Origin of the sequence: Streptomyces sp. NBC_01261 (assembly GCF_036226385.1) — a bacterium.
GTDB lineage: Bacteria > Actinomycetota > Actinomycetes > Streptomycetales > Streptomycetaceae > Streptomyces.
The window spans coordinates 4,686,554-4,704,875 of record NZ_CP108463.1; the positions used below are offsets into that span (position 1 = coordinate 4,686,554).

Annotated in this window: 17 protein-coding genes; 6 read left to right on the top strand and 11 right to left on the bottom strand. The window is 69.0% G+C overall.

What is annotated here, in order from left to right:
• Positions 1–131 precede the first annotated feature (131 nt).
• A complete protein-coding gene (locus OG226_RS20285; RefSeq protein ID WP_328679768.1) occupies positions 132–1,187 on the bottom strand; it encodes a BMP family lipoprotein in 1,056 nt (351 codons plus the stop codon).
• A 150-nt stretch (positions 1,188–1,337) separates the two neighbouring features.
• Positions 1,338–1,466, bottom strand: a complete 129-nt coding sequence (locus tag OG226_RS20290) for a hypothetical protein (RefSeq protein WP_328679769.1) — start codon at positions 1,464–1,466, stop codon at positions 1,338–1,340.
• Positions 1,467–1,476: 10 nt separating this feature from the next.
• Here OG226_RS20290 and OG226_RS20295 point away from each other — a divergent pair, with 10 nt between their 5' ends.
• On the top strand, positions 1,477–1,818 hold the full coding sequence (locus OG226_RS20295; RefSeq protein WP_328679771.1) for a hypothetical protein: 342 nt from the start codon (positions 1,477–1,479) through the stop codon (positions 1,816–1,818).
• 114 nt (positions 1,819–1,932) lie between these two features.
• Here the strand turns inward: OG226_RS20295 and OG226_RS20300 are convergent, their stop codons facing one another.
• Positions 1,933–2,979, bottom strand: a complete 1,047-nt coding sequence (locus OG226_RS20300; protein WP_328686373.1) for a BMP family lipoprotein — start codon at positions 2,977–2,979, stop codon at positions 1,933–1,935.
• Between the two features lie 288 nt (positions 2,980–3,267).
• The gene (locus OG226_RS20305; RefSeq protein WP_328679774.1) at positions 3,268–4,497 is read right to left on the bottom strand and encodes an amidohydrolase; all 1,230 of its coding nucleotides are present in this window, start codon (positions 4,495–4,497) and stop codon (positions 3,268–3,270) included.
• A 231-nt stretch (positions 4,498–4,728) separates the two neighbouring features.
• On the opposite strand from OG226_RS20305, the gene OG226_RS20310 reads away from it, so the two are divergent.
• A complete protein-coding gene (locus OG226_RS20310; RefSeq protein ID WP_329349651.1) occupies positions 4,729–5,412 on the top strand; it encodes a class I SAM-dependent methyltransferase in 684 nt (227 codons plus the stop codon).
• A gap of 262 nt (positions 5,413–5,674) precedes the next feature.
• Here OG226_RS20310 and OG226_RS20315 read toward each other — a convergent pair whose 3' ends face one another.
• The 4 genes from OG226_RS20315 to OG226_RS20330 all read right to left on the bottom strand — a co-directional run bounded on the left by OG226_RS20315 (position 5,675) and on the right by OG226_RS20330 (position 10,460).
• Entirely contained in the window at positions 5,675–6,772 is a 1,098-nt protein-coding gene (locus tag OG226_RS20315) for a hypothetical protein (RefSeq protein ID WP_328679778.1), read from the bottom strand.
• Between the two features lie 60 nt (positions 6,773–6,832).
• Entirely contained in the window at positions 6,833–7,771 is a 939-nt protein-coding gene (locus tag OG226_RS20320; RefSeq protein WP_327401749.1) for an N-acetylneuraminate synthase family protein, read from the bottom strand.
• 14 nt (positions 7,772–7,785) lie between these two features.
• Positions 7,786–9,087, bottom strand: coding sequence for an N-acylneuraminate cytidylyltransferase (locus OG226_RS20325; RefSeq protein WP_329353451.1), 1,302 nt, complete (start codon positions 9,085–9,087; stop codon positions 7,786–7,788).
• A 62-nt stretch (positions 9,088–9,149) separates the two neighbouring features.
• A complete protein-coding gene (locus OG226_RS20330) occupies positions 9,150–10,460 on the bottom strand; it encodes a DUF6716 putative glycosyltransferase (RefSeq protein ID WP_329349652.1) in 1,311 nt (436 codons plus the stop codon).
• A gap of 198 nt (positions 10,461–10,658) precedes the next feature.
• On the opposite strand from OG226_RS20330, the gene OG226_RS20335 reads away from it, so the two are divergent.
• The 3 genes from OG226_RS20335 (at position 10,659) to OG226_RS20345 (ending at position 14,298) form a co-directional block, all read left to right on the top strand.
• The gene (locus tag OG226_RS20335) at positions 10,659–11,639 is read left to right on the top strand and encodes a glycosyltransferase family 2 protein (RefSeq protein ID WP_329349653.1); all 981 of its coding nucleotides are present in this window, start codon (positions 10,659–10,661) and stop codon (positions 11,637–11,639) included.
• A complete protein-coding gene (locus OG226_RS20340; RefSeq protein ID WP_329349654.1) occupies positions 11,639–12,979 on the top strand; it encodes a polysialyltransferase family glycosyltransferase in 1,341 nt (446 codons plus the stop codon). Before OG226_RS20335 ends, OG226_RS20340 begins: the two co-directional genes overlap by 1 nt.
• 143 nt (positions 12,980–13,122) lie before the next feature.
• On the top strand, positions 13,123–14,298 hold the full coding sequence (locus OG226_RS20345; protein WP_329349655.1) for an acyltransferase family protein: 1,176 nt from the start codon (positions 13,123–13,125) through the stop codon (positions 14,296–14,298).
• Between the two features lie 64 nt (positions 14,299–14,362).
• Here the strand turns inward: OG226_RS20345 and OG226_RS20350 are convergent, their stop codons facing one another.
• Both OG226_RS20350 and OG226_RS20355 read right to left on the bottom strand, forming a co-directional pair.
• Entirely contained in the window at positions 14,363–15,712 is a 1,350-nt protein-coding gene (locus OG226_RS20350; protein WP_328679789.1) for a polysialyltransferase family glycosyltransferase, read from the bottom strand.
• On the bottom strand, positions 15,709–16,695 hold the full coding sequence (locus OG226_RS20355; RefSeq protein ID WP_328679791.1) for a glycosyltransferase family 2 protein: 987 nt from the start codon (positions 16,693–16,695) through the stop codon (positions 15,709–15,711). Before OG226_RS20355 ends, OG226_RS20350 begins: the two co-directional genes overlap by 4 nt.
• A gap of 215 nt (positions 16,696–16,910) precedes the next feature.
• On the opposite strand from OG226_RS20355, the gene OG226_RS20360 reads away from it, so the two are divergent.
• Positions 16,911–17,624: an RICIN domain-containing protein gene (locus OG226_RS20360; protein ID WP_329349656.1), complete on the top strand. Its 714-nt coding sequence runs from the start codon at positions 16,911–16,913 to the stop codon at positions 17,622–17,624.
• Between the two features lie 3 nt (positions 17,625–17,627).
• Here the strand turns inward: OG226_RS20360 and OG226_RS20365 are convergent, their stop codons facing one another.
• Entirely contained in the window at positions 17,628–18,278 is a 651-nt protein-coding gene (locus OG226_RS20365; RefSeq protein WP_329349657.1) for a TetR/AcrR family transcriptional regulator C-terminal domain-containing protein, read from the bottom strand.
• Positions 18,279–18,322: the final 44 nt, after the last annotated feature.

Genomic DNA, 18,322 nt, shown 5'->3' on the forward strand with positions numbered 1-18,322 from the left:
ATCCGTTCCGAGCATTCTGCCGCGCGAACGGGGCGCGGAGAGACATCCTCCCCACACCCCGTTCCGTGGCCGTAACGCTGTCATTACAGCGCTCTTTTGGCCATGGTCGTGACTGGCCTGGAACCAACGGTTCAGGAGGTCTTGACCGTGATCGAGCCGTCCTTGATGCCCGCCTCGGCCTTCTTGAGGGCGGCCTGCAGGGTGGCGTTGTTCTTGAAGGTCGGGTTCGAGTCGGCCAGGCCGACCGCGCCGTTGCTCAGCGAGCCGCGGATCTCGCCGCTCAGGGGCTTCTTGTCCTTGATGACGGACTTGGAGAGGTCGTAGACCGCGCCCGCGACGTTCTTCAGCGCCGAGGTGAGGATGTACGGCTTGTACTTGGCCAGCGCGGCCTGGTTGTACTGGTCGGAGTCGACACCGATCGCCCACACCTTGTGCGCGGCGGCGGACTTGATGACGCCCTGGCCGGAGAGACCGGCGGCGGCGTAAATCACGTCGGCACCAGCCTCGATCTGCCCATCGGCGGCAGCCTCGCCCTTGTCGGGGCTGGAGAAGCCGCCCTGCTGAGCGGTCTGGGTCAGGTACTGCGACTTGACCGTGACGCCCTTCTTGGTGTCCTTGACGCCCTGCTCGAAGCCCGCCTCGAACTTGTGGATCAGCGGGACGTCCACGCCGCCGACGAAGCCGACCGTGTTCGACTTCGTGGTCAGCGCGGCGGTGACGCCGGCCAGGTACGAGGACTGCTCCTCGTGGAAGACCATGTCCGCGACGTTGTCGGCCTTCGTCTTGTCGTCGTCGATGATGCCGAAGGAGATCTTCGGGAACTTCGCCGCAGCCTCCTTGACGGCCGGCGCGTAGGCGAAGCCGACGCCGATCACCGGGTTGTAGCCGGCTCGGGCCAGCGTCTCCAGGCGCTGCGTCTTGTCCGCGTCGGACTCACCGTCCTGCGGTTCGACGTCCCGGCCGCTGACACCGAGGTCCTTCTCGGCCTTGGTGAAACCGGCGTACGCGGCGTCGTTGAAGGACTGGTCGCCCTTGCCGCCGACATCGTAGGCAAGGCCAATACCCTTGGAAGAGCCACTGCTGCTACTGCTGGTGGACTCGCTGGACGAGCTGCCACAAGCGGAGACAGTGACGGCAAGAGCTGCGGTTGCAACGCCTGCAACGGCAATACGGGACACCCGGCGCATGGAACGAGACTCCTTCGTGCAAGCGCCCCAACCAGGCGCTGGTTCCGTCGCAGAGTAACGCGCGTAGACATGCGGGAGAACCCCAACTTGCCAGAGCGTTATCCGACCGTTTTGAACCTTTGCCAAACGCCATCAACCAGATGACATGTATCAGACAACCCAACCTTCAAGATCCGCCCGCAGAAGGATCTTTTCCTTCGCGGTCCCCCACCAGAATCCTTGATCGAGATACGCACTTTCGCGGGCCGGACCAACCCGCGGCGTGTCTTTCACATCCATGGGGAGGATCATGAAACTCAAGAAGCTCGCTGCCACCACGGTGGGCGTCGGCCTGACTCTGTCGGCAACCGTGGTCGGTCTCGCGACACCCGCGCTGGCCTCCACGAGCTGCAAGACCTGGACGTCCGCCGACCGGGCGACCGGCTACGGCAAGTGCACCGGGGGAGTCACCCGCTTCGACACCCACCGGGTGAAGGCGGTCTGCATCGGACCCACCGGCAGCAAGTTCAACGTCTACGGCAAGTGGGTCAACACCCGCGCCGGCGAGACCTCGAAGGCCGTCTGCTCCACCAACACGACCCAGTCCGGTGTCGAGGTGTTCAGCCTCAGCACCGAGACGGAAACGCCCTGATCCGACCGGTCCCGATGAGCGTGCTCAGCGCTCGCGGACAGCGCGGACACGAGGGAGCCCCGGGCCATCACGGCCCGGGGCTCCCTTGTCAGCGTGCGGAGACCGACGGCATCGTCACTTGGTCGTGGTGGCGACCGTGACCTTGCCGTCGATGATGTCCTGCTTGGCCTTGTCCACGGCCGCCACGGCGGCGGTCATGGCCTTGTACTTCGGGTTGGAGTCGGCGAAGCCGACGCCGTCGTTGTCGAGGCCGTAGCGGATCACGCCGGTCTTGGGCTTGCCCTCGTAGACCGACTTCACCAGGTCGTAGACGGCGCCGCCGACGTTCTTCAGGGCCGAGCCGAGGATGACGTCCTTGTACTTGGCGAGCGCCTTCTGGTTGTACTGGTCGGAGTCCACACCGATGGCCCACACGCCCTTGGCCGAGGCCTCGGAGATGACGCCCTGGCCGGACAGGCCGGCGGCGGCGTACAGGACGTCCGCGCCCGCGTCGATCTGGCCGCTCGCGGCGTCCTTGCCCTTGTCGGGGCTGGCGAAGCCGCCCTGGGCCGGGGTCTGTGTCAGGTACTGCGACTCGATCTTGATGCTCGGGTTGACGGACTTGGCGCCCTGGTCGAAGCCGGCCTCAAACTTGTGGATGAGGGGGACGTCCACGCCACCGATGAAGCCGATGTGGTTCTTCTTGGTCGCCTTGGCCGCGGCGACGCCCGCCAGGTACGAGGACTGCTCCTCGTGGAAGACGAGGTCGGCCACGTTGGCGGCCTTGTCCTGCTCGTCGTCGATGATGCCGAAGGTGATGTTCGGGAACTTCGCCGCGGCCTCCTTGACGGCCGGCGCGTAGGCGAAGCCGACACCGATCACCGGGTTGTAGCCGGCCGTGGCCAGGCTCTCCAGGCGCTGCACCTTGTCCGCGTCGGACTCGTTGTCCTGCGGCTCGATGTCGCGGCCGGTGAGCTTGAACTCCTTCTCGGCCTTCTGGAAACCGGCGTACGCGGCGTCGTTGAAGGACTGGTCGCCCTTGCCGCCGACGTCGTAGGCGAGGCCGATGCCCTTGCCGGTGTACTTGCCGGACGAGGACGACGAGGTGTCGCTCGCCTTGTCGGCGTCCTTGCTGGAGCTACCGCAGGCGGTGGCCGCGAGGGCGATGACCGTGACGGCCACCGCTGCTTGGGAGAACTTCGTCCTCCGAGTTGTCTGACGCACAGCAAGCACTCCTTCGTCCTCACGGCACCGTCACCGGACCGCTTCCCCAAGCCGCCGCCTCTGTGGCGATTTCCGCGCACAGTAACGCGCGTAGACGAGGAGGGGAACGGGGTTTCTCCTTGCCGTTACCGGATCGTGCCGCCGCCGCGTTACGTTCACGCGCCGGTGGTTACACCCGGGTGACACAAGGGGACGTAGGGGTACCGAACGGGCGCCCCTACGTCCACCTGGGCCGAGGCGTTCCGCTCAGATCGCGCCGTCGATCAGCGCGGCGGCGGTGAACAGCTCCACACCGACCGTGATCGCGGACTCGTCGGCGTCGAAGTCGCCCTGGTGGAGATCCCGTACGGTGCGCTCCCCCGGAGTCCGCACGCCGAGCCGGGCCATGGCGCCGGGCACGTGCTCCAGGTACCAGGAGAAGTCCTCGCCGCCCAGGCTCTGTTCGGTGTCCTCGACGGAGAGCGGGCCGCGGCGCGCGGTCATGGCGTCCCGCAGCAGCTCGGTGACGAGCGCGTCGTTGACGACCGGCGGCACCCCGCGCACATAGGTGATCGCGGACTTGGCCCGGTGCAGCCCGGCGACCTCGTCGATCGCCGCGTGCACGATGTCGGGCGCCTGCCGCCAGGCGTCGAGATCGAGACACCGTACGGTGCCGGACAGCTCGGCGTGCTGCGGAATGACGTTGGGCGCGTGGCCGGACTCGATCCGTCCCCAGGTCACGGACACCCCGCTCCGCGCGTCCATCCTTCGGGCGACGATCGCGGGCACGTCGGTGGCGACGCGGGCGGCGGCGGTCACGAGGTCGGTGGTGAGGTGCGGCCGGGCGGTGTGTCCGCCGGGGCCGTCCAGGGAGACCTCCAGGCGGTCGCAGGCGGAGGTGATGGGACCGATGCGCAGCCCGATCCGCCCGCTGTCGACCTTGGGGTCGCAGTGCACGGCGATGATCCGGCCGACCCCGTCCAGCACCCCGCACTCGATGGCGTCGGCGGCACCGCCGGGCAGGACCTCCTCGGCAGGCTGGAAGAGCAGCCGTACCGCACGCGGCAGCAGTCCCTGCTCGTGCAGGCGGGCCAGCACGAGACCGGCGCCGAGCACCACGGTGGTGTGGACGTCGTGGCCGCAGGCGTGGGCGCGGTCGGGCACGGTGGAGCGGTACGCGCACTCACTCTTCGTGTCCGGGATGGGCAGGGCGTCGATGTCGGCGCGCAGCGCGAGCATGGGTACGGCGGTGTCGCGGGGTCCGATGTCACAGACGAGCCCGGTGCCCATGGCGAGGACCCGGGGTTCGAGACCGGCCAGTTCCAGCCGCGCCTTGATCGCCGCGGTGGTCCGGAACTCCTGGGTGCCCAGCTCGGGGTGCATGTGCAAGTCCCGCCGGAACGCGACGAGTTCGGCACGCAAGGTCTCCGACAGCGTGCCCGGAAGCACGTTCCCGACGGATTCGGCCTCGGACTCTGCCTCGGACTCTGGTGACATCAATTGCTTCACCCTCTGAAGGGTAGGGCGCCCGGGTGGTCAACTGACCCTCGATCAACAAAAGTTCAACCCGTTAGTCGAAGAAAATCTGACCGCCGACCGCATAGCCGCTAGTGGAGATGGGTAAACTCCCTGCTCCTTCTGGGATACCACGCCTCACCCCAGCACGGCTCGCCCCGTCCGCATCACGGACACGGTCACCCGACGTGTCCCTTGGTAGGGTCCGCCGACGTGACCGACCCGAACGCGGACCTGACCGCGGACTTCATAGAGGCCACCCGCTCCTCCTACGACGCGATCGCGCCGGCGTACAGCGCCGAACACCCCGACGGCCTGGGCGAGGGCCCCGTCGAGACGGGCCTGCTGACCGCCTTCGCCGAGCTCGTCCGTACGGCGACCGCGGGCGAGGCGCAGGTGGCCGATATCGGCAGCGGCCCCGGCTACGTGACCGCGCGCCTGAACGCCCTCGGCCTCCGGGCCTTCGGCATCGACATCTCCCCGCACATGGTGGCGCTGGCCCGCGAGGCGCATCCCCAACTCCGTTTCCAGGTCGGCTCGATGACATCCCTGGACGTACCGGACGCGACCCTCGACGGCCTGATCGCCCTCTACTCCACGATCCACATCCCGGACGACCGCCTGCCCGGCGTCTTCGCGGAGTTCCACCGGGTCCTACGGCCGGGCGGCTACGTCCTGCTCGGTTTCCAGGCCGCCGAGGACGAACACCTGCACCTGTCGGAGCGCTACGGCCAGGACATCTCGCTGGACTACTACTTCCGCACTCCGGCCAGGGTCGCCTCGTTCCTCACCCGGGCGGGCCTGCCCCTGTACGCCGAGGTCCTCCGCAAGCCCCAGGACGAGGAGAAGCGGCCACGGGCCTTCATCCTGGCCTACAAGCCCCCGGCGGCCGACTGAGCCGTGACGGTGAGCGGCAGCGGCGAACGCACCCCGATCCGGGCGGCACAGTCGGGGACAGTGGCCGTCGGCCGGCCCCTCGCGAGGGATCGCCGGTAGAAGAGCTGATACGCGTCGTGCTCGGGGTCGTGCCACGGGTTCGGTGTCAGTTCGCAGTGCAGGGCGGCGAACGGGGTGCCGGCGGTGGGCGGGGTCGTAGGCGCGCTTCCTGTTTGTGGTCGCGTGCCTTGAGGGTGTCAGGACGCCCCCGCCCGGACCCGCCCTACGCCGCCGTGACCGCCGACAGCCGATGCACATCCCGTGCCGTCCCCGTGACCCCCGACAGGAACCCCTGTGCGCGGGGCGAGGCGTTCTCGGTCAGCCATGCGGGGTCGATGTCGCAGACCGCGACCCGGACCTCCGTGCCCACCAGGGCCAGCGGCAGGGTGTGGACGACCGTCGAGGGGAAGCTGAGGATCGTACGGCCGATGGGGCCGCGGCGGGCGATCAGTTCCAGAGGGAGGTCCGGGCGGACGATCTCCAGGTCCGTCTCCACCGCCAACCGGTGGAGTTTCTCCGTGCTTTCGCGGCGGTGGGCGAAGTAGCGGGTGGCGCCGTGGGTCTTGGCGAGGGTGGCGACCGCCTCCAGGTAGCGGTCGTTGTCCACCACGCCGGTTTCCACCAGGGACGTGCCGACCATGTCCGCGCCCTTGGTGATGCGGGGCGGGCCGAAGGTGGCGCGGGTCCAGGCGAAGGCGTTGGCCGTGATCGTGACGCCCTCGGGAGTCGTCTCGATCGGCATCGAGGAGAAGATCTCCACCTTGCGGCGGGCGCTCGGGGTCAGGCGGCGGCGGGCCGCCGAGGAGACCGGGGCGAAGATCAGGTCGCGGGGGCCGGGGCGGCCGCCCTTGCGGTGCCAGCGGACCAGGCGTTCGCCGCTGGCGAGCTGGGCGACGAACTCCATCGTCGCGGTGCCGTCGTCGACCACCACCAGGTCACGTGCCTTGGTGATGGTCAGCAGGAGTTGTACGTAGCGCGAGAACGGGTCGCCCATGACGATCCGGTCCGCCCGGCGGAGGAGCCGGGTGAGGCCGCCGATGGTCTGGAAGGGGGCCAGGGGTCCGCCCCGCGCCTCCTCCCAGCGCACGGTGTGGCCCTCGTCGCGGGCGAGGTCGGCCATGCGGCGCAGCTGGCCGCGGGTCATCGGGTCGGTCGGCGACAGGACCACGAGGGTGAGCCCCCCGCCGGACCCGCCGGGTGCCTCCTCGGCCCTGGGCGCACGCAGGTGCGCCCACTCCAGCACGTTCAGAAGCTGTACCGGACTCTCCACGAACGCGAGAGTGTGGGGGGTGAGGCCGGCGGTGCCGGCGTGGGGGCTCATTGTCGTACGACCGTCCCGTGACCGTAAGTGACGCTGGCGCTGGCGCTTGATGGTTCAGACTCAGACCGCGACCGGCTCGCCCGCCGCCGCGGCGATCTCCGCCTCGGCCACCACGCCGTTGACGCGGCGCAGCTTCTTCATCGGGCCGAGCTCCGACTCGTAGACCTTCTTGACGCCGTCGCCGAGGGAGGCCTCGATGGTGCGGATGTCGCGGACGAGGCGGGTCAGGCCCTGCGGCTCGACGGAGGCGGCCTGGTCCGAGCCCCACATGGCGCGGTCGAGGGTGATGTGACGCTCGACGAAGGCGGCGCCGAGCGCGACCGCGGCGAGGGTGGTCTGCAGGCCCGTCTCGTGACCGGAGTAGCCGATCGGCACGTTCGGGTACTCGGCCTGGAGGGTGTTGATGACGCGGAGGTTGAGCTCCTCGGCCACCGCCGGGTAGGTCGAAGTGGCGTGGCACATCAGGATGTTGTCCGAGCCGAGGACCTCGACCGCGTGGCGGATCTGCTTCGGCGTCGACATGCCGGTGGAGAGGATGACCGTACGGCCGGTGGCACGGAGCGAGCGGAGCAACTCGTCGTCGGTCAGCGACGCGGAGGCGACCTTGTGGGCCGGGACGTCGAACTTCTCCAGGAAGGCGACGGCCTCGGTGTCCCACGGGGAGGCGAACCAGTCGATGTTCTTCGACTTGGCGTAGTCGTCGATCTGGCGGTACTCGTCCTCGCCGAACTCCACGCGGTGGCGGTAGTCGATGTAGGTCATCCGGCCCCAGGGGGTGTCGCGCTCGATGTCCCACTGGTCGCGCGGGGTGCAGATCTCCGGGGTGCGCTTCTGGAACTTGACGGCGTCGCAGCCGGCCTCGGCGGCGGCGTCGATCAGCTTGAAGGCGTTCTCCAGCTCACCGTTGTGGTTGATGCCGATCTCGCCGACGACGTAGACGGGGTGGCCGGGGCCTGCGGTCTTCGAACCGAACTGGCGCAGACGGGAGTTGTTGCTCATGACAGCGGGTTTCCTTACTGGGTGAGGGAATCGAGAGAGGGGCCGAGGATCCAGCTGGCGATCTCTCGGACAGCGCCGTCGCCACCGGGCACGGTGGTGACCGCGCGTGCGGCGCCGCGTACGACGTCGTGGGCGCTCGCGACCGCCACGGGCCAGCCCACGAGGGCGAAGCACGGGAGGTCGTTGACGTCGTTGCCGACGTAGAGCACGCGCTCCGGCGCGATGCCCTGCTCCTCGCACCACTGCTTGAGTGCGAGGTCCTTCCGGTCGATGCCGTGCAGGACCGGGAGTTGGAGCTTCCGGGCCCTGGCGGCGACGACCGGGTTCTGCTCCGAGGACAGGATCAGCATCTTCAGCCCGGTCCTGCGCAGGGCCGCGATGCCGAGGCCGTCTCCGCGGTGCACGGAGACGAACTCCCGTCCGTCGGAATCGATCAGCACCCTGTCGTCGGTCTGGGTGCCGTCGAAGTCGAGTACGACCGCGTCGATGTCGTCGGCGGTCGGGAGCGAGCCGGGGCGGTCGGCGTCGAAGAGGGGCGCCAACGCCCTTGCCCTGGCCAGCTCGTGGGGATCGTCGATCTCCAACACCCTTGCGGGGTCGGTCCGGACGAGTTCCGTGCGGCCGAAGAAGCGGTGGCCGACCTTGCGGAACCCGGCCGCGTCCATGCCGTAGACGGCGCCGGTCTCCAGGAAGTCCTGGGGGCGGTCCTGGCGGCGCGGGCGGAACGACTTGTCGTGGTTGACGCCGTAACCGCCGCTGGTGACAGGCGGGTTGGCGACCTTCGTGGCGCCGCCGACCTCGCCGGTGCGGGTCGGCTCGACGACCGTGGTCGCCTCGTCGTCGGCGTCGCGCCACACGAAGCCGTGGAAGGGGGCGACGGTGTGCGCGGTGTCGGCGCCGTTCGCGACGATCGCGTTCACGATGCCGTCGACGTCCTCGCGGACGATGAAGGGGCTGGTGCACTGCACGAGGAGGACCACGTCCACGGCCGCGCCGTGCAGCGCCTCGTGGGCGTCCATGGCGTGCAGGACGGCGGCCTCGGAGGTCGCGGTGTCACCGGCGATGGCGGCGGGCCGCAGCACGACCTCGGCGCCGGCCTGGCGGGCGGCGGCGGCGATGGCCTGGTCGTCGGTGGAGACGACCACGTCCGTCACCAGCCGGCTGGCCCGGCACTCACGGACGGCGCGGGCCACCAGCGGCACTCCGCCGACGGGGGCGAGGTTCTTGGCGGGGACGCCCTTGGAGCCGCCGCGCGCGGGGATCACCGCGAGCACCCGGCGCACCGAAGCGCCTTGCCCTGCTTGCGAGTTGGACATGGGCTCTACTCCCATGGGATGTGCTCCTTGAGCGGAGGTCTTGGCGTTCGCGGCTCTGGCGTTCACAGCTCCCCCATCCGGCGGATGACGGGCGCCACGCGCTGCACGCCGTGGCGGTAGGCGCCGCGCGCGGCCCGGCGGACGATCTGCCGGACGGGACCGGGCGCCTTGTCCGCGGCCGGGGCGCCGGGCAGCGGGGTGCCGTCCGGGCCGAGGTGATGGCGGGCGAGGATGCCGGGCAGATAGCCGGGGGCGGTCTCGGGCGTGTAGTAGGGGGTGAGGGCGGGCATCCCGTCACCGGCCAGCAGCTTGGCGATGCGCTCGCGGGCCGCGTCGAAGGCCGTCTCGTACGCCCCTTCGGCCGCGACGCCCTGCCGGGCCACCCACCCGGCGTCCGGCACCGGCTTGTACCCGGCGTCGAGCTGGTCCCAGGAGGCGAGGCACCCGGAGCCCACGAAGTGGTGGTTGCCGAGCCCCTCGCGGATGCCGAGGTCGGTCAGCACGACGGTGGGGATACGGCGGTGCAGGGACTCCAGGGCGGCCGTCGAGCTGATGGTCACCAGGAGGTCGGTGCGGTCGAGCACGTCACCCATGTGCCCGTACACCAGGCTGAAGTTGGCGGGGAGGTCCTTGCCCTGGACCAGCTTCTGGTAGGGCAACTCCTCGATGTGCGTGGTGTGTTCGCCCGGCTTGGAGCGGAGCTTGAGCAGCACCTCGCGGTTCGGGTGGAAACGGGCGTGCTGGATCGCCCTGTTGAGCAGGTAGTCGCGGTCCCGGCGGTTGTCGGGCACCGAGGGCTGCACGGCGAAGACGACCGTGTACGGGTCGTGTTCACCGGTGTACGCGTCCCCGCCGAGGAACGGCAGGGCGACCTCGGTGACCGCCGAGGAGTCGGCGCCGACCCCGTCGTAGACCGCCGTGAAACGGTCCGCGTCCTGGCGGGAGTTGGCGAGGACGAGGTCCGCGCCGTGCCGTAGCAGCAGGCCGTCGGTGAGCTTCTCGTAGACGACGCCGACATAGCCGGTGACGACCACGGGGCGCTCGGTGCGCCCGTCCCAGGCGCGGGCCAGGCCGTGCAGCATCGCCTGGACCCCGCCGCCGACGAGGGAGAGCACGAGGAGGTCGTACGGCTCCTTCTCCATGGCACGCAGGAACTCGACGGCGGTCACCTCGCGGAGGGAGTCGGCGGTGACGCCGACTTCCTTCAGCTGGCGGGCTGTTGGGGTGGCACGACCCCGCAGGAGGTACCCGTCCAGAGAGATGTCCGAATTCGGCGGAGCAATACGGTTCGCGGTGAGCGAACCCCATTTCCACCGGGTGTCGGAATCCGCGAGAACGGCGACTCGCAGGGTCTGCGTTGCACTTGCTGGCACACCGAAGACGCTAGGAAGCCATTCCGTTGATCGGCCCAACCCGAAGGCAACAAACGGTTAACAGCACACCGCTGAATGGCGAATCAGGGCGTGGTGCGGGTGTAAAAATTCCTGGTTCACAGGTTCGCCACGTGGCGTTCACCCGACATCAAACCAATGGTAAAGACCGATGCCGGAGCGCCCTCTAACGTCATGCGGGTGGTCAAGCTCTCCGTCATCGTGCCGTTCTACAACGTGCAGCAATACGCGCCCGACACCCTGAAGAGCCTGCGTGCGAACACACGGGAGGACTTCGAATTCATCTTCGTCGACGACTGTTCGACCGACGAGACACCTGACATTCTCGCGCGCGCGGAGCGGGAGTTGCCAGGCGTCGTGCATGTCAGACACCAGAAGAACGGAGGGCTGGCGACCGCCCGCAACACCGGCATCGACTCGGCACGTGGCGAGTATCTGACGTTTCTGGACGGCGACGACTGGCTCGCCCCGGACTACTTCCCGCGACTGCTGGCCGCCATCGAGGAACTCGGCTGCGACTTCGTGCGCACCGACCACGTGGTGTGCACGGCGAAGGCCCGCTCGATCGCCCGGGTCCCGCAGGGCCGGCGCGGTGTGGTGCTGAACCCGCGGGACGCGATCCTGCCCGCCGACCGCTCCACGTCCGTGGACTACGCCTACGCCTGGGCGGGCATCTACCACCGCAGACTCGTCGACCGGGGCCTGCTGCACTTCACCGACGGGCTGCGCACGGCCGAGGACCGGCCGTGGATCTGGAAGCTGCACCGCGAGGCGGAGTCCTTCGCCACGGTGGGGCTGCTCGGGGTGTTCTACCGACGCGGGGTCGCCTCGTCGCTGACCCAGATCGGAGACGTCCGGCAGCTCGATTTCATTCGTGCGTTCGACCAGGTAATCGAGGAGACGGCGGCTGACCGCGACGCCGACGAACTGCTGCCAAAAGCGGTGCGCACCTATTGCGCGATCATGGCTCATCATCTCGGATCGATCGAGAGGTTCGAACCCGCCGTGGCTCGAAAACTGCGTTCACTGAGTTCCGCCGCGCTGAAGCGCATGCCCCAGGATGTTCTGGCGGAGGTAATGGACTCGATGGACCCCCAGCGCGCGAGCCGGCTGCGGCGTCTGCGCCGCCGTCCCACCTCGGCGCGGACGGTGGCCGCCTGATGCCCCGCACCACCCAGATCCTGTGCGCGTCGACCCTGTACGGCGCCGCCACGCTGGCCGCCGCCCTGGACGCCGGGCTCCTCGGCGAGGCCGACCGGCGGCTGCTGCTGATCACCAACAACGCGGCGAACCCGGAGACCACCCCGTCGGTGGACACCATGCCGGGCTTCGACCGGCTCCGGGACCGCTTCGACGACGTGCTGTCGTGGAACGAGACCATCTCCCCCTTCCACCCGAGCGGTTGGAGCCCCCGGGGCGACGACGTCCCGATGTGGGAGCGGTACGTACGGCTGCTGTGGCGGCTCGGCGACGACGAGATCCGGCTCGCCGTGGAGTCCGTCCAGGTCAATCCGTCGCTCGCGCTGTGCCAGCTGTTCACCGGCGCCCCGGTCGACGTCTACGCGGACGGCCTCATAAGTTACGGCCCCACGCGCGACAAGATCGACCCGCTGGTCGGCACCCGCATCGAGCGGCTGCTGCACCTCGATCTCGTCCCGGGCCTCACCCCGCTGCTCCTCACCGAGTTCGGCGTCCCGCCGGAGCTGGTACCGACGGAGGCCTTCCTCAAGGTACTTGGCGAACTCGCCGCGTCCGAGGAGGAGTTGCCGACCGTGGAGGGGCAACCGGCCCTGCTCCTCGGCCAGTACCTCGCCGCGCTCGGCATCCTCACCGACCAGCAGGAGGAGGAGCTGCACCTGCGCATGGTGCGCGGCGCGGTGGCGCTGGGCCACCGCACGCTGGTGTTCAAGCCGCACCCCGTGGCACCCTCCCGCTGGTCACGCCTCCTGGAGGACGAGGCGACCAAGCTGGGGGCCCGACTCACCCTGCTGGACCGCCCGGTGCTCGCCGAGGTCGCCTTCCAGCGGATGCGCCCCGCCCTGGTCGTCGGCTGCTTCTCCACCGCGCTGTTCACCGCGGCCGGCCTGTACGACATCCCGGTCGCACGCGTCGGCACGGACACCGTGCTGGCCCGGCTCACGCCCTACCAGAACAGCAACCGGGTGCCGCTGACCATCGTGGACGACGTGCTGCCCGACCTCGCCGACAAGAAGGCGGTGACGGACTGGCGGATGCCGTCGGCGGAGCGCGTGGCCGAACTGGGCGGACTCCTCAAGGCAGTCGGCTTCGCGATGCAGCCGAAGATCTACCCGCGGCTGCGCGAGGACGCCGAGCGCTATCTCTCGGCCCACCTCAACTCGCACACCTGGCGCTACTTCAAACGCCGCCGCCTGACCGCGCTGGCGCTGCCCGGCGCCGTACCGGCCCAACTGTCCTTCATTCCGCGCAATCGGACGGTCCGGCGCATCGCGCGTCGCGCCCGTGCTTTCTCCGGACGTTAGCGTCCATTCAAATTGTTCATCCGGGCGACATGTGGGAGACCCCTGTGTGTCGCCGGTGAATCGCCTTTCATCTGTCGAACGTTCGTAGCGTCACATCGTTCCCCTGCGGAACAGCCATTCGACGTCGGCGAGAAAGGCCCAGGATGAACGCGGTCGACCAGGCCCTGGCACCCACCCTGCGGGGCCAGGACCCTGGGCAGGAACCGGAGCAGCCACCCGTCACCTCGTCCCGCCCGCCCCGGGAGAACCGGCTGCGGGCCCTGGACGGACTGCGGCTGCTGGCCGCGCTGATGGTGTGCCTCTACCACTTCACCGGCAAGAACGGTGAGGTGGCCTCCTCCTGGCACCAGTCCCCCGGGAAGATGTTCCCGACCCTGTCCGAGGCGGGGACCTACGGCTCGCTCGGTGTGCAGTTCTTCTTCCTCATCAGCGGCTTCGTGATCTGCATGAGCAGCTGGGGCAAGTCGATGGGCGAGTTCTTCTGCTCCCGCATCGCCCGGCTGTACCCGGCGTACTGGGTGGCCCTCATCCTGGTCGGCACCGCGTCGGTGCTGATGCCGGTGGTCGTCAAGCCGCTGCGTTCGGACGAGTTCCTGGTCAACTTCACGATGCTCCAGCAGCCGATGGGCGTGCCGCGGGTCATCGGCGTGGACTGGACGCTCTGGGTGGAGATGCGGTTCTACCTGTTCTTCGCGCTGTTCGTGATCTGGAAGGGCGTCACCTACCGCCGGGTGGTGACCTTCTGCATCCTGTGGACGATGGCCGGCTGCTTCGCCCGGGTCGCCGACAACCCGCTGACGACCGAGCTGACGATGCGCGACCACGCGCCGTACTTCATCGGCGGCCTCGCCTTCTACCTGATCTACCGCTACGGCAGTGACCTGCTTCTGTGGGGCATCGTGGGGATGTCCTTCCTGCTGGGTCAGCGCTACTCGGTGACGGCGCTGTGGCACCCGGGCATGACCGGCGACTTCCACCGCAACCCGCATGTCATCCAGGCGATCGTCCTCGTCGCCTTCGCGGCGGTGGCGGCGGTGGCGCTGGGCTGGACGAGCTGGGCGAACTGGAGCTGGCTGACGCTGGCGGGCGCGCTGACGTACCCGTTCTATCTGATCCACGAGCACCTGGGCTGGTTCGCGATCCGCGTCCTGCACCGGGGCTTCGGGCTCGGCCCGTACGAGACGCTCGCGCTGACCGTGCCGGGGCTGCTGTGCCTGGCGTATCTGATGCACCGCTTCGTCGAGAAGCCGTTCGGGCCACGGCTGAAGCGCACGATGTCGCTCCAGTCGAAGCAGCTGGCGGCGAAGCTCGGCAAGTAGCCGCACCGAGCACGGGAAGGGCCCCTCGACCGACGCCGGTCGAGGGGCCCTTCCCGTGTGCGTCTCAGGCCTGCGCGGCCCGGATACGGCGCACCACGCGCCGTACGGTCGGGTTCCGGCGCAGCGACTCCGCCCGCACCGCGCTGCCGCCGGGCAGGCGCAGGCTGGTCAGTCGGCGCCGCTTGAAGTACTGCGGGTACTCGTCGAGGTGGACGGCGAGCCAGGCGGTCACCTCGTCGCGCATCGCGTGGTGCTTGAGGGCCTGCATGCAGTAGCCGACGGCCCGCACCAGCGGCGCCAACTCCTCGGCCAGCGTGCTCAGTTCGAGCGGCTGCCCGACCTTGTCCTGCTCCGCGTCCGGGAGGATCGCGTCGATCACGGTGAGCGGGATGCGGTTGCTGTTCTCGTACGGCGTGATGCGTTCGAGGAGCAAGCCTGTGCCGACGCGGGCGACGGGGATGTCGTAGAGGGCGGCGGCCGTCATCAGGGCCGTGGAGAAGCAGCCGATGACCAACTGCGGGCGGAGGTGGGCGAAGACGGTCTCGGCCAGGACCGGCTCGCGCAACACCGTGAGGCGGACGCCGAGTTGGTCGGCGGTCTGCTCAAGTGACGTGCTGTAGACGGCCGGTGCGCTGGGGTGGGGCTTGAACAGGACGTCCTGGTGGCCCGCCTTCGCGGCGGCGCGCAGCATCCGGACGTGCAGCTGCTCCTCCTCGTCCTGGGTGATCAGCTCGATGGCGGAGAGGTACTGGCCGAGCATCACGGCCGTGGGCCTGTTCGTCTCGGGCAGCCGGTCGGCGAGGATCGAGGCGCCGTCCTCGCCGATCTGGGCGAGGACGTCGACGATCGCCTCGTTCGGGATGGGCTGCGGCTCGACGCCGTACTCGGACAGCAGCATCGGCCGCAGCCCGGGTATCAGGTCGAGGTGCAGGACGCGGGCGATGCGGCTGTTGAGGTTGTGCGGGATGCGGTTGCGGGTGGGGCCGTAGCTCATCAGGCCGTCCGCGTACACGTGCACCTTGCTGTCGGCGAAGATGTCGGCGACCGCGCGGGAGGGGTTGGCCTGGATGGACTCGCAGGCGATCTCCACGTCCTCGTCGCCGAGGTTCCAGGCGAGACGTACGGCCTTCTCCCACAGGGCGGTGTCCTGGGCGCGCGGGGACCAACCGGCCGGGTGGAAGGGGGAGATGAACTCGTTCCACGAGCGGACCTCGTCGAACTCGGGGCGCAGCTTCTCGAAGCCGGGCATCCGGTCCAGCGGGGTGCCGACCTCGGGCACGGCGGCCGTGTTGCTGACGACCAGGATGCGACGGTGGGCCGTGCGCGGGCCGAAGAAGCCGGCGCGGATCGCGGCGGTGACGGTCGCGGCGGCGTACTGCGTGGCCGAGAAGAAGATCTGTGTCGTGCCGCTCATGCCGCGACTCCCTTCATGCCACCGCGGATGCGCCGCAGCGTGTGCACGCGTTCCTCGCCCATGCCGACGAGCGCTTCGTTGAGTTCGGTCTCCGTCATCCGGCCGAGCGCCTCGGCGGCCATCTGCCGCAGTTTGGCGTGCACGCTGCGCTCGAACCGGCCCCGGTCCAGGAGCTGGTGGGCGATGACGACGCAGTAGTTGCGCAGCGCCTTCTTGCGCAGCTTCGCGGCCTCGGGGTCGTCGGCGAGTTCGGCGAGGACCAGGTCGAAGGAGCGGAAGAAGTCGAGCTGGCGGACGTCGCCGATCTGGGTCAGCGAACCGGCCAGGCCCCGGCGGTAGAAGACCCCGCGCAGGCTGGCGGCGACGTAGGACTCGGCCTTGCGGTGCAGTTCCCAGATCCAGGGGCGGTCCTCGGCGGTGCGCAGGCCGTCGTGGAAGCGCAGCAGGCCGCGGTCGAGGAGGCGGCGGTGGTAGATGCCGGCCCAGGCGTACGGGTAGTCGACCATCGTCGTGTCGTCGACGGGCAGGATCGAGCTGCGCGGGTCGAGCGGGGTGTGCCGGCGGCCCTCCGGGGAGCGCTGGATGGCGCGCTCGACGCCGGTGACGGTGACGTGGTCGGTGCGCACGAAGTCGACGTCGAAGCGCTGGATGACGTCCACCAGGTCGGCGAGATAGCCCGGCGCGAGCCAGTCGTCGCCGTCGAGGAAGGTGAGGTAGCGGCCTTCGGCCTCGTCGATCCCGGTGTTGCGGGCGGTGGCCAGACCGCCGTTCTTCTCGTGCCGGATCACCCTGCTGTTCGGGAGCCGCTTCGTCAGCTCCAGGAGAGCCTCGTAGGTCTTGTCCTTGGTCGAGCGGTCCTCGACGAACAGGAACTCGAACTCGTCCCGCGCGTTGTTGATCAGGCTGGTCACCGTTTCCGGGACATAGGCCTCGATGTTGTAGCAAGGGACGATCACGGACAGTGTCGGGGGGCGGTTGGTCACGCGTACACCTGGGCTCTCTCCGGGGCGGATTCTTGTGACCGTAGGAGATGTTCGAGCCCGGATATCAACCCTGCCGGGGCCAGCAGGTGAACGTGAAGTTACGGGCCGCCCTCCATTTACAAATTGCCGCTCAAAGGCGCATCCCGAACACCCGCTCGACGATCCGACGTTCGAAAGAAACGGTTGATCGATCCGGGGGGTACGTGATCAGAACGGTGTTTCGGAGCGAGGACCTGCCACCGGCCGACCGACTGGCCGCCTTCGACACATTCCTGCCCGCCCGCGATCCCCCGATGCGCGTGACGAGCACGGCACCGGACCGGTTCCGGGACACGGCCCGCACCCGCGACCTCGGCCCCGTCCACATCCTGGAGCCGACCTGCTCCCCGTCCGCCCTCCGCCGCACCACCCGCCTGATCCACCGCTCCGACCCCGCCCGGCAGGCTGTTGATCAGGACGACCGCTCCACTTCCAACTCTCCGAAAGAGGTTGCGGTGAAGAAACCTCCGTCTTGCCGCAGTCAGCGCCCCCGTACTGGCAGTTCCAGAACGCCGGGGTTCGGGACGTGTCTGACGGCCGGGGACACCGGGACGGCGTTCGCCACGTCGTGCGTCGGGAGCAATCGCCAGCAGTGGGACTTCGTCGGCGCTTCCGGCAGCTTCGCGCAGGTCAGGAACCGCGAGACCGGCACCTGCCTGACGACCGACAACAAGACGACCGTCAACGCCGTCTGGATGAGCACCTGCAGCGGCGCCACCGGCCAGTGGTGGTGGTACCAGGGCGACAGCGGGCACTTCTTCGACGATCTCGGCTCGGCCGGCGAGGGGTACCCGAGGACGAGCACCGTCAAGGACGCGGTCTACGCCACCGACAACAACCAGTCGCCGATCCCCTCCTCCTACTACGTCTGGTACGGCACCCACAACTGACCCTCACCTGACCCCGGACCACGCCCCCACGCCCGCCACGACCACGGCCAGCCCTTCCTCGAAGTGCCGGCCATAGTCCTCGAAGATCTCCGCGCCCGCCGCGGCCGACAGAGGGAAGTCGGCCATCAGGCGGGCGCGTTCGTGTACGTCGTACCCCTCGCGACGCTCGTCCGGCAGCGGCTGGACGCCCTGTTCCTCGCTGACGAAACCGATCGTGAAGAGGTACGACGTCGAGGTCGCGCGGACCGCCTGGGCGAGGGTGAAGCCCGCCTCGGTGAACAGGCGCAGGGTGTTCTCCATCTCCACGGCATGCAGCGTGCCGGTGAAGCGGGAGCCGCTGAAGACCTTGGCGCCGTCGCGGTAGCCGAGCAGCGCGTCGCGCAGTCCGCGGTTGGACTTCAGCAGCCGCTCCTGCCAGGTGTCCTCGGGGGCGAGCGGGGAGTCGGCGACCATCCGCCGGTACATCTCCGTCGCCATCTCGTCGAGCAGCGCCTGCTTGTCCTTGAAGTGCCAGTACAGCGCGGGCGCCTTGACGTCCAGCTCCTTGGCGATGGCACGCAGGGACAGCCCGTCGAGACCGACCTCGTTCAGCAGTCTCAGGGCCGTGTCCGCGACGCGCTTGCGGTCGAGGGGGGTGCGTCGTTCCGTACTCACGCTTGACAACTTAACACCGTTAAGGCCACCCTCGGAACCACCCG